Raw genomic sequence first — 13,117 nt, 5'->3', positions numbered from 1 at the left:
ATTTTATTTAAACAAAAAAAGGACAGATAAAAATCCATCCTTTTATATTATTGTAACAGGTTTGTTCTATGAATTATTTTGCTTTATATATTTTAAACATTAAAAACAGGAATGCCAGCCATATCGGAATTAAAATCACCTGAATTTCCATACCTGTGATACTCATCAATACCAAAATAGTCAGTAAGAATACGATGCAGATATAGTTCGAAACCGGATAAAAAATAGAAGGGAATGAAGTTTTCACCCCTGCTCTGTCTTGCTCTTTTCTGAATTTCAAATGTGTATAACAGATCATCAACCAGTTAATAATTAATGTAGAAACTACCAGGGCCATTAAGTATTCAAATGCTTTTTCAGGAACCAGTTTATTGATGATAATACAGATTCCGGCAAAACAGGAAGAAATCAGTATTGCATTGGTAGGAACACTGTTCTTATTAAGTTTCTTTAAAAATTTCGGTGCATTTCCTTGCTGAGCCAATCCGAAAAGCATCCTGCTGTTGCTGTAAACACTGCTGTTGTACACCGACAAAGCTGCGGTCAAAACGATCAGATTAAGGATATTGGCAATTAAAACATTGAACTGGATCACCTTTCCGAATATGTTGAATTCAAATCCATTTAAATTTTGAAAAACCATCACAAACGGGCTGGTTCCTTCTGTAATTTCTCTCCACGGGCTCAATGCAAATAAAATAACCAGAGCACCAACATAGAAAATCAAAATCCTGTAAATAACCTGATTGGTGGCTTTTGGAATCGTCTTTTCCGGATTTTTAGCTTCTGCAGCTGTAATCCCAATCAGTTCAAGCCCTCCGAAAGAGAACATGATCATTGCCATAGCGGCAAAGAGTCCTGAGAATCCGCCTTCTCCTTTATTAAAGAATCCTTTGGGGAAAAATCCGCCGTCGTTCCACAGATTGGAAATACTTGCTTTATCACCTCCGGTACCACTCAACAATAAGTAAATCCCGAAAACAATCATTCCGATGATCGCGACCACTTTGATGATGGAAAACCAGAATTCAGTCTCCCCGTAGACTTTTACGGAAGCCAGGTTTAAAGCATTAATGACGATAAAAAAGAATAAACTGGAAACCCAGAGGGGAATTTCGGGCCACCAGAAGTGAATATAATGTCCGATAGCCGTTAGTTCGGCCATACTTACCAGAATGTAAAGAATCCAGTAATTCCAGCCGGAAGCAAAACCTGGAAAATTTCCCCAATATTTATAGGCAAAATGACTGAAACTTCCTGAAACAGGCTCATGAACCACCATTTCGCCAAGCTGACGCATAATAAAAAAAGCGATAATTCCTGCTAAAGCGTATCCAAGAATAACGGATGGCCCCGCTAAAACTGCTGCCGGACCGATCCCGAGAAACAGTCCCGTTCCTATGGCTCCTCCGAGGGCAATTAATTGAATATGTCTGTTGGTTAATCCTCTGACAAGAGCCCCATCATTGGACTCCGTTTTCTGTTCGCTGCTCATAAAATCAATTATGCCCTAAATATATAAAACTTTAGAGAAATTTGCCTTCTGTGAAGCGGTAAGAACCTTCAAAAGATTCAGTTTTAAAGAATTAAAAAGTAAAAACGAAGTATTTCTTTATAAATATTCTGCCGGAATTGAAATATTATTCTTTTTCATGTACTCCAAAAGCGACTGATACCGGTCTTCGTTCTCATTATTTCCGCATTTGTGCGAAATACTGCAGATATCGGAAGGTTTAATTTCAAGAATATCTGAAATCTTCGTGAGGATATCGAGATTGATCTTCACTTTAGAATTTTCAATATCGGAATAGGCCTTTTGGGAAATGCCCATTTCAAAAGCCATATACTCCTGCGTAAAGTCTTTGCTCCTACGGATTTTCCTGATATTTTGGCCACATACTTTCATCGTTTTTGTTTTAGTAGTTTTCGGTATAGTTTAGAAGGATACCTACTAGACTTACACAAAGTTAATAAATACCTTTGGCAAAACATTATACACGTTACATGATATTTATTTTTTCATCCAAATCAAGGTCACTGCCTTCTGATTTCAGAGGATAAATATCACTTCCGTACAACAACAATTGGAATTATGGAGACGCAAAAATTCAATTATGACAATAATATTGTCAGAGCATTCTTGTATGCTACTATCGTATTCGGGCTGGTCGGCTTTCTGCTTGGACTTTCGGCCGCACTGATGCTTTTCTACCCTGAGTTGCCTGAATTTTTATTCGGGACAGATGATACCACGATTCAGAGTCTGAGAAGCGGAAATATCCAGGGACTGATCAACACGCAGGGTGCCATGGGATTCGGAAGGATCAGAATGCTGCATACGAGTGCCGTTATTTTTGCTTTTGTATGTAATTCCTTCTTCTGCGGTGCGTATTACAGCATGCAGAGACTTTTAAAAACAAGAATGTACAGTGATACGCTTTCATGGATTCATTTCTGGAGTTGGCAGCTGATGATCGTTGCCGTAGTGATCACGTTCTTAATGGGAATCAATACGTCTAAAGAATATGCAGAACACGAGTGGCCGATTGACATCCTGATTACCTTCTCATGGGTTATTTTCGGAATCAATATGTTCGGAACCATTGCGAAAAGAAGGGTAAGACACCTTTACGTAGCCATCTGGTTCTATATCGCAACCTGGATTGCCGTGGCGATGCTGCATATCTTTAATAATCTTGAAGTTCCCTTATCATTCACAAGCTGGAAATCCTATTCTGTATATGCCGGTGTAAAAGATGCACTTGTACAGTGGTGGTACGGTCATAATGCCGTAGCATTCGTACTCACAACACCGGTACTGGGTCTGATGTACTATTTCATGCCGAAAGCGGCACAGCGTCCTGTATTCTCCTATAAATTATCCATTATTCACTTTTGGTCGCTGATATTCGTATACCTGTGGGCGGGCCCTCACCACCTTCAATATACGGCGCTTCCGGCATGGGCTCAGGCCGTAGGTACGGGATTCTCTATTATGCTGATTGCTCCGTCATGGGGAGGAATGCTGAACGGACTTCTTACCTTAAGAGGAGCCTGGGATAAAGTAAGAGAAAATCCTATCCTTAAATTCTTCGTCGTAGCAATTACCTGTTATGGTATGGCTACTTTCGAGGGACCTTTATTAGCTACTAAATCTTTAAATAAAATCGGGCATTACACCGACTGGGTTATTGGGCACGTACATTTGGGTGCGCTTGGATGGAACGGTTTCATGGCCTTCGGGGTAGTCTATTATCTGATCCCGATCATGTGGAGAACCCCGTTATGGTCTAAAAAATTAGCCAACTGGCACTTCTGGTTGGGAACATTAGGAATTATCTTTTATGCCGTTCCGATGTATATCTCAGGATTCACCCAGGGATTGATGTGGAAACAGTTCAATCCGGACGGAACTCTGTTATGGAAAAACTGGCTGGATACGGTGACCGCGATCATTCCTTACTTTAAAATGAGATTCTTAGGAGGTCTTCTTTACCTTTCCGGAGCTATTTTAATGGTAATCAATGTGATTAAAACCGTAAGATCAGGTTCATTCCAGAAAAACGTTCCGGCAGAAGCTCCCGCATTGGCAGATATCGGCACTGCAAGAAAAGAAGGCGAAGGTGTACACCTTTGGCTGGAAAGAACACCAAAACTATTATCTATCCTGGCTTTCATTACCGTAGCCATCGGCGGATTAATAGAAATCGTTCCGACCTTATCATTAAAACAAAGTGTTCCGACGATTACCGCCGTAAAACCCTACACACCGCTTGAATTGGAAGGAAGAGATTTATATGTCCGTGAAGGGTGTAACTCCTGCCATTCTCAGATGATCAGACCTTTCCGTGATGAAATCGTGAGGTTTGAAGGTAAAAACGGACAGTATTCCAAAGCGGGAGAATTTATTTATGACAGACCATTCTTATGGGGATCCAAGAGAACCGGACCGGATCTTCACAGAGAAGGAGGCAGAAACCCGGATTCATGGCATTTCAAACATATGTACAACCCGAGAATTACCTCTGCAGGTTCTATTATGCCGCGTTTCCCATGGCTGATCACGAATGAGCTGGACCGTACTCAAATGGTGGCCAAGATGAGGCTAATGAAAAATGTTTTCGATGTCCCTTATTCAAAAGCGGAAATAGATTCTGCCGGACAATGGGCCGACAACCAGTCCAAAGCGATTGTACAGAGAATTTATTCAGAAGCGGCAGATGTGAAAAGCCAGATGGAAAAAGAAAAAACCGCAAAAGGCGCTGCTTATATACCGCTTGAGCAGAGAGAAATTGTAGCCATGATTGCTTATCTGCAAAGATTGGGTACCGATATTAAAACGACACAGATCCAGACCGCAAGTGCTGAATAACCTATAAAATTGTACTGCAATGAAAAAGAGAACCCCCATTTCAATATATATCGCAACAACGATAGGCTTAACGATCATGGCGTTTGAAATGTTCGCCGGAGATTCAGGTTATTTTTCCTCGCCGTTTTTCTGGGCGCTTATTGTGATCGCTGTCATTCTTCTTCTGATCATGAACTCGATTGGAGATCTGGTGGAAAACGAGAGTTTCAACAGGCTGACAGACGAGGAAAAGCAGGAATATTTAGCAGAAAAAAATATTCCATATTATCAGAAGCTTTGGAATTCAGCATTCAGGAAACAGTCTGCTACGGAAGAAAAAGACATTCTTATTGACCATGGTTTTGATGGAATCACTGAGCTTGACAATTCATTGCCGAAATGGTGGATAGGTCTGTTCTGGTTCGGATGTATATTCTGTGTGGTGTATCTGATGGCTTTTGCCTTCACAGAATACGCTCATCCTGAAGCTGAATATGACAAGGAAGTAAAAACCATGCTTGCCTCTATCGAAGAATATGAGAAAAATGCCCCTCAGATCAATCTGGAAAATGCAAAATACAGCGCCGATAATATCGCTGAAGGTCAGGAATTATTTAAAACCAACTGCGTAACCTGCCATGGTGACGGTGGAAAAGGAGGCATCGGACCAAACCTTACAGATACCCACTGGATCAATATCAAAGAAAAAAGTCTGTTTAAAAATGTCTTCTGGATGCTTGAAAACGGCTCTCCCAATAATCCTACGATGCGTCCTTTCATCAAAGACGGAACCATTACGGGAAGAGATGCAGAGAAGATTGCAGCGTATATCTATCACATCAACCAGGAAACTGCTCCTATCACTCCTGCTCAGGGCGGTGCTGCTGCTCAGGGTGAAGAAGTGAAATGGGAAAACGGAAACAATTAGTTTTAATAGTCAGGAAGTTTGAAGCTGGAAGAGGGAAGCTATTGAGGTCGAAAGGAAAACTTAGAGAACCATTTTATTATTTTTTTTAGCCAAATCATTAAATTTTAAAACAACAATCAAAATGAGTGGACAATATGAACTTCCAGCCTCCCTCTTCCAGCTTCCCGCTCTTTAAAACTTAGATCAAATAATTAACAAAAATTTATTATCTCCATATATTCCTTGCCCCCTTTGAAACCTATCTAACATTTGAATTTCATTTTTGCTAAACCTTTTCAACGTTAAAAAATGATATAAAGGGGGCTTTTATTAAAAAAAATCCAAACCTTGGTTGTCTTTATCAACATATTCACTTGACAACTATTCAGCTAAATTCCATATCAGGACAGCCAAGGCAGGATTTTTGTACTTGTACTAGGATACCACAACCAAGAACTAATAAAATAGTATTCTTATATTTGTTAAAAACCTAGTCACATTTGAAACTGAAAATCAACAAAAAAAAAATTTTAAAGCGTATTGCAATAACTTTTATTTCGATATTGGTTTTTGTTACCCTTCTGATATTAAGTCTGAGGCTTCCTGCCGTTCAAAATTTCATCAAAGACAAACTCGTCGTCTATCTTGAGAAAAAAATCAAGACCAAAGTAAGTCTGGAAAGGGTCTATATAGGATTTCCGAACAGTCTTGTGATGGAAAACCTTTATCTCAAAGGACAGGATGTAGACACGCTTCTGGCTGTTAAAAAGCTGGATGTAGGTCTGAATATGATGAAGCTTATCAGTTCCACCGCCGATATTACTTCGGTGGATCTTGAGGGAGCACGCGCCAATGTAGTCCGTAAACCGAACGGAACGTTCAATTTCGATTATATCATCAATGCTTTTGCGACCAGCGACAAAGAGGAAAGTCCTTCCAAGCCCTTTATTATTTCTCTTGATAAGATTAATTTAAAGGATATTGGGGTGACCTTCAACGATCAGCAATCTAAGAATGATATTAAATTATATTTCAAATCATTTGATACGAGGGTTAAAACTTTTGACCTCAATAAAAATACCTATGCCGTTAATGATATCAATCTTGACGGACTGAAATTAAAATTAAAGCAGGACCTTATTGAAGAGGTTTCTAAAAAAGTAGAGAAAAAGGTAGATTCACTCAACGACAAAAAGCCGATGAATATTGGCCTTAGAGGAATCAAACTGACCAATTTCGATATTGATTACGGGGATGACAACACCAAAACGTTTGCTAAAGTTCTGTTCAAAGAATTAAGTACGAAGGTGAATAAGCTGGATCTTGAGAACAATTCCTACAATATTTCCAATGTTTTTCTTTCCGGAGCTGATATTAACGCCAATCTTTACCTTCCTGCGCAAAACGCCAATCCGAAGGATACAAAAGAACCTGAAGTTTCTAAAGTTTCAGACAAGGATAAAGCGATGAAAGTACTTCTCGGAAAACTGGTGCTGAATGATGTAAAAGCTGTATACAACAATACCGCGATTGCTCCCACCAAACAGGGAATGGATTTCAACCACATGAATTTTTCTAAGATGAACGTGGAAGTAAGAAATTTCAAAATGGAGAACAATACGTTTGCAGGAACCGTGAATTCAGCAGAAATTCAGGAAGGAAGAGGTCTGGATATCCAGAAATTTAATACCGATTTTGTGTATGCCGAAAAACAGGCTTACCTAAAGGATCTTTATCTGCAGACTCCAAAAACGCTGATCCGTGATGAGGTGATTTTAAATTATGAATCCCTTGATCAGCTGACTTCAAATCCGGGTGCTGTAAAAATTTCAGCCAATATCAAAGATTCAAAAATAGGTTTCGCCGATATCCTGAATATTGTTCCGACTTTACGAAATACCGCTCCATTCAATAAATATCCGAATGCAATACTGAATGTGAATGCCAATGTTCAGGGAATCGTCAATGATTTACTGATCAAAGATCTTAAAGTTTCAGGCCTTGACCAGTTGAGAGTGGCTGCATCAGGAAGAATCAAAAACGCGATGAAACCTGAAAATCTGTCCTATGATCTCAGGATCGGAGAATTTTCAGCAGAAGCTAAAACGGTTTACAATCTGGTTCCGAAAAACACCATTCCATCCAATATTTCCCTGCCTTCTCATTTCAGTATCAAGGGAAGTGCAAAAGGAACTACAAAGTTGGTAAAGGCAGACCTGAACCTCTACTCTACTCTTGGAAACGCTGCTATTGTGGCAGATGTGGATATGAGCAGAAAAAACCGCGAACTATATGATGTAAAAGCTAATCTTCAGGCGATTCAGGTTGGAAAGATTATTAAGAATAAGGATGTTGGAGCCGTTACCGCTCAGATTTCTGCAAAAGGTGAAAGCTTTGATTTTAAACATGCAAAAGCAGATCTTAAAGGTCATGTAGCATCAGCTGTTTATAAAGGATACCGTTACCAGAATATGGATCTGACGGGTAAAATTAACAGAGGTGTTTATAATATCGTTTTAAATTCAAAAGATCCGAATGCGAATCTGAATTTAATAGCTTCGGGAGTTTACAGTGAAAAAAATCCTACCGTGAAAATCAATGGTGAAGTGATCAAACTTGATGTGAATAAACTTGGATTCTATGAAAAGCCGATGATTATCGCAGGAAAGATCGACGGAGATTTTTCAAGCCTTGATCCGGATGCTCTGAACGGGTATTTAAACTTAAAAGATTTTGCGTTTTCCGACACCAAAGAAGTTTATCCGGTACAGGAAGTTAATCTGAAAGCGTCTTCTACACAGGATTCCACGCAGATCATTTTCAATTCTCAGATTGCTGATGTTTCATTAAAAGGAAAATATAAGCTGACCCAGATCTTTGGTGCATTAACGCAGACGATCAATCAGTATTATCAGTTCCAGAAGCCGGCTAAAGGACAAAAAATTGATCCGGGCCAGTTTTTCACCTTCAATGCCAAGATCAAAAATGATGATCTGATCAGGAAATTTGTTCCGGAACTGAAAACTTTTGAAACGATCAATTTAGCCGGAAATTATGATGCTGATTCTCAAAAAATTGAAATAGACGGGCAGATCCCACAATTATTATATGGTGAAAATTCGCTGGAAAATGTAGCGTTAAAAGTAACCAATGAAAATCAGGCGTTACAGTACAGTCTCAATGCCGGATCTTTAAAAAGTTCCAGTTTCACCCTGAAAAAAATCGCGGTGACCGGAGATGTGGCTGATAATACCATCAATTATAATATTACCACCAAAGACGACAAAGATGCTACGCAGTTCCTTATTGCAGGAAAGGCCAAATCGCTGAATGATATTACAGAAATATCTCTGAACCCTGATGGTTTAAAACTTAATTATTCGGACTGGAATGTTGCTGAAAACAATAAGATCCAGATCAGCAGCAAAGGGATTTTAGCAGATAATTTTGTTTTGTCCAATGGAGGAAGTCAGATTTCGCTTCAGTCTGAAACCGAAAGTCCAGCCAGCCCGCTGAATGTTGCCCTGAAAGATTTTAAAATCGAAACCATTACCGAACTGATTAAAAAAGATACGGTTCTGGCTAAAGGAACAATCAACGGAACGGCTCAGCTTCGTGACGTAACGAAAAATATGACCTTCACTTCAGACCTTAATATTACGGATCTCATCGTGTACGGAAATGCGGTTGGAAATCTGGCGGTCAAAGTGAATAATTCTTCACCGAATATTTTAAATGCTGATGTTGCCCTATCCGGCAATGATAACGATGTGAAAATTCTTGGGGACTACAATACTTCTTCAAGTACATTTGATCTGAATATGGCGATCAACAAGCTTCAGATGAAGAGTGTTCAGGGATTCTCCATGAATGCGATAACAAATACGGAAGGCTATATTTCAGGGAATTTAAAGATCACCGGAAATACAGAAAAACCGAATATTTTAGGTAAAGTAAAGTTCAATGATGCAGGGCTGGAAATTGCCAAAACCGGCAGTGATTTCAGAAAACTGAATGATGAAATTGACTTTACGAACCGCGGTATAGAATTTAATAAGTTTAAAATCAACGATAAGGATGGAAATTCTCTTGTCATCAACGGACAGGTTCTTACGCAGACGTACAGGGATTTCGCATTCAATCTTGATGTGAATGCCAAAGATTTCAAAGTCGTGAATTCAGAAAAATCAAATGACGCGATGATGTATGGAATTCTTGCGATTGATGCAGGACTTCATATCCGCGGAAACCTGGATCTTCCGAAAGTGGACGGCAGACTGGCCGTTTCTGATGACACTGATTTCACTTTTGTCCTTCCACAATCAAGCCCTTCTGTACAGGAAAGAGACGGAATTGTCGAGTTCATTGATCAGGATCAGGTGGTTTTAAATAAAACCGTTAAAGCCGATTCTCTGAAAGCCCAAAGCCGCATCAAAGGAATGGATGTGAGTGTGAATATTGAAGTGAGTAAGGAAGCTAAAATGTCCATTGTGATTGATAAAGCTAACGGAGATTTTGTAAAACTTCAGGGTGAAGCAGAACTAACGGGCGGAATTGATCCTTCAGGAAAAACAACGCTTGTAGGAGTTTATGAAGTGGAAAAAGGTTCCTATGAACTTTCCGTAAGTCTTCTGAAACGTAAATTTGATATCCAGAAAGGAAGTACCATTACGTGGACCGGTGAACCGACTGCCGCCATTATGGATATCACCGCTGTGTATAAAACGGAAGCCCCACCTATTGATCTCGTTGAGCAGCAAGTGAGTGGTGAAGATGCTTCCATACTGAATCAGTTTAAACAGAGAATTCCTTTCAATACTTTACTAAAAATGAAAGGTGAACTTCTGAAACCACAGATCAGTTTTGATATCACGACGGACGAAAAAAATAATGCCATCTCCTCTACGGTAAAAGATATTGTTGATCAAAAGCTAACCCAGCTGAGAACTCAGGAATCTGAAATGAATAAGCAGGTTTTTGCGCTTCTTTTACTGAACCGTTTCATTGGGGAAAATCCTTTTGAATCCGGTGCGGGAATGTCTGCTGAAATGATGGCCAGACAAAGTGTGAGTAAAATTCTTTCGCAACAGCTGAACAATCTTGCTTCGGGCTTAATTAAAGGAGTGGATATAGATCTAGGCCTTGATTCTTCTGAAGATTATTCAAGCGGGAAGAAAAACACAAGAACGGATCTGAATGTTGGGGTAAGTAAAAAATTACTGAATGACCGTCTGAAAGTTTCCGTGGGAAGTAATTTTGCCCTGGAAGGTGAAGCACGACAAAACGAAAGCACAACGAATATTGCGGGAAATGTCACGGTGGATTACAGCCTTTCAAAAGACGGAAGGTATATGCTTAGAGCGTATCGTAAGGATGAATATCAGGTGGCTCTTCAGGGGCAGATCATAGAAACTGGGGTAGGTTTTATCATCACTTTAGACTATGATAAATTCCGTGAAATTTTCCAGAAAAAACAAAAAGAGAGACGCAAAAAAGAAAACAAAAATAACCAAGTGGTAGAATTTAAATAATGAAAAGCAGACTTAATCTATATTGTAAATATCTGTTCGCTTCGGGCCTTACCGCAGCTAGTCTTTCCTGCAGCAATACGAAATATCTGAAGCAGGGACAGATGCTGTATACCGGCGGGGAAGTGAAAATAGAAAACGACAGTCTTTCGAAGAAGGAGAAAAAAGAACTTAAGGCTGCATTGGAGGAGAATTTAGTTCCTAAACCCAATTCAACTTTATTAGGTCTCCGTCCGAAATTATATTTCTACAATATCGCCAAAGAACCTAAAAAAGATAAAGGTTTTAATTACTGGCTAAAATATAAAGTAGGTGAAAAACCTGTATTACTGGGAGATGTAGACCGTGAGTTTAACAGAAAGATTATTGAAAACTATTCTGAAAACAAAGGCTATTTTAATGCAAAAGCGACTTATGATACGGTTTCCAAAAATAAGAAAGCACAGGTTATTTACACCTTAAGACCCGGCGCAAGATATCTGGTGAGCAATGTTAAATTTCAGCAGGATTCTTCACTGGTTAATAAAGAAATCCAAAGTCTGGCCAATAAAACGCTTCTTAAATCCGGAAAACCTTTTGATCTCGATGTGATTAAAAATGAAAGAGAAAGGATAGATAATGGGTTAAAAGAAAGAGGATTCTATTATTTCAGTCCGGACAATATTATTGTTCAGGCGGACAGTACTGTAAGCAAAAGTCATAAGGTTGAGCTTAACGTAAAATTAAAAGAAGACACCCCGGATCTGGCGACTGATCAGTTCAGCATTGACAAGGTGATTGTTTTCCCGAATTATAATATTCAGGATGTAAAAAGAGGCAAGTATAACGTTCCGATGAATCCTGATTCGCTTTCCAAATATGCTTATGATGATATTTATGTGATTGATCCGCAGCATAAATTTAAACCAAAGATCTTCGACAGAGCTTTGTACTTTAAAAAAGGAGATCTGTATAACCGCTCTAATCACAATCTTACGCTTAACCGTTTGATCAGTTTAGGTGTTTTTAAATTCGTAAAAAATGAATTTATAGTTTCAGATTCATTAAAACATCAGTTTGATGCGTATTATTTACTGACCCCAAGACAAATTCAGTCGCTGAGGCTGGAAGCATTGGGAAGAACCAATTCTGCGAATTATGCCGGTAGTGAATTGAATTTAAACTGGACGCACAGAAACTTTTTCAGAGGAGCCGAACAGTTTAAAGCAGCTATTTACGGTGCATTTGATTTCCAGATGGGAGGTCAGGAAAATGCAAAAAATCTATTTCGTGCAGGATCAACCGTACAGCTTTCCATTCCAAGGATCGTAGCTCCTTTCAGATTCAATTCTTCAAGTGCATTTGTTCCGAGAACAAATATCAATTTAGGATTTGAATTCCAGAACCGCACCGAGTATTATACGCTTAATACATTCAGTGCATCATTTGGTTATTTATGGAAGGAAAATGTAAGAAAGGAGCATGATCTGAAGGTATTGGACGTGACATTGGTTTCACCTGCTAAGGTTACCGCTTTATATGACTCTATATCGGCTAATAGTGATGCTATGCAAAGGGTTGTTCAAAAGCAGCTTATTTTTGGCCCGACCTATTCTTATACCTATACGAATACAATGCTTTCCAAGCCGACGACCATTTACTATAAAGGAACCCTGGATTTGGCAGGAAACATTACAGGTTTGGTAACTGGTGCCAATGTTGAAAAAGGAAAAGAAAAAAAGATTTTCGGAATCTCTTTCAGCCAGTATGCTAAAATGGAAAACGACTTCAGGCTTTATCATAAATTTACAGAAAAAACATCTTTAGCCACCCGATTTATAGGTGGAATCGCTTATCCTTACGGGAATTCGGAGAATATTCCTTTCTCCAAGCAGTTCTTTTCAGGAGGAAGCAACAGTATCAGAGCATTTCGGGCGAGAACATTAGGTCCGGGAAGTTTTGACCCGAGAACCATTAAATCCGGTTATTATTTTGACCAGTCCGGAGATATTAAGCTGGAACTTAATGCAGAATACCGTGCTAATCTTTATAAATTTTTAAATGTGGCGGTCTTCGCAGATGCAGGAAATGTCTGGTTAATTAATGAAGATACCCAAAGACCGGGCGCCAAATTTTCTAAGGAATTTTTAAGTGAAGTTGCAGTCGGAGCCGGAGTTGGTCTAAGACTTGATTTCTCTATCTTAATTTTGAGGCTGGATCTTGCGATGCCACTACGTGTTCCTTATTATGAAAAAGGAGACCGATGGGCATTTAACAGGATCAACTTCGGAGATTCACAATGGAGAAAAGATAATTTAATTTTAAATATAGCCATCGGATATCCTTTCTAAT

The 13,117-nt window shown here is 39.2% G+C and carries 6 protein-coding genes; 4 read left to right on the top strand and 2 right to left on the bottom strand.

Going from position 1 to position 13,117, the window contains the following annotated elements; all coding sequences use genetic code 11:
- Positions 1–73 precede the first annotated feature (73 nt).
- Together IW22_RS01505 and IW22_RS01500 are read right to left on the bottom strand one after the other, a co-directional pair.
- Positions 74–1,495 carry an amino acid permease gene (locus IW22_RS01505; protein WP_034723581.1) on the bottom strand — a complete coding sequence of 474 codons (1,422 nt, stop codon included), beginning with the start codon at positions 1,493–1,495 and terminating at the stop codon, positions 74–76.
- A gap of 117 nt (positions 1,496–1,612) precedes the next feature.
- On the bottom strand, positions 1,613–1,906 hold the full coding sequence (locus IW22_RS01500) for a helix-turn-helix domain-containing protein (RefSeq protein WP_034723579.1): 294 nt from the start codon (positions 1,904–1,906) through the stop codon (positions 1,613–1,615).
- Between the two features lie 186 nt (positions 1,907–2,092).
- On the opposite strand from IW22_RS01500, the gene ccoN reads away from it, so the two are divergent.
- The 4 genes from ccoN to IW22_RS01480 all read left to right on the top strand — a co-directional run bounded on the left by ccoN (position 2,093) and on the right by IW22_RS01480 (position 13,116).
- A complete protein-coding gene (ccoN, locus tag IW22_RS01495; protein WP_034723578.1) occupies positions 2,093–4,372 on the top strand; it encodes a cytochrome-c oxidase, cbb3-type subunit I in 2,280 nt (759 codons plus the stop codon).
- 19 nt (positions 4,373–4,391) lie between these two features.
- The gene (locus tag IW22_RS01490) at positions 4,392–5,279 is read left to right on the top strand and encodes a cbb3-type cytochrome c oxidase N-terminal domain-containing protein (protein WP_034723577.1); all 888 of its coding nucleotides are present in this window, start codon (positions 4,392–4,394) and stop codon (positions 5,277–5,279) included.
- A 479-nt stretch (positions 5,280–5,758) separates the two neighbouring features.
- Positions 5,759–10,789 (top strand): translocation/assembly module TamB, encoded by a 5,031-nt coding sequence (locus IW22_RS01485; RefSeq protein ID WP_081873867.1) that lies wholly within the window; start codon positions 5,759–5,761, stop codon positions 10,787–10,789.
- A complete protein-coding gene (locus IW22_RS01480) occupies positions 10,789–13,116 on the top strand; it encodes a BamA/TamA family outer membrane protein (RefSeq protein WP_034723576.1) in 2,328 nt (775 codons plus the stop codon). The genes IW22_RS01485 and IW22_RS01480 overlap by 1 nt, the downstream gene beginning before the upstream one ends.
- The last annotated feature ends 1 nt before the right edge of the window (position 13,117 follow it).

This window comes from Chryseobacterium sp. JM1 (assembly GCF_000737715.1).
GTDB lineage: Bacteria > Bacteroidota > Bacteroidia > Flavobacteriales > Weeksellaceae > Chryseobacterium.
Note: the sequence above shows the minus strand (reverse complement) of the source record. Positions and strands in the feature narration are given on the sequence as shown.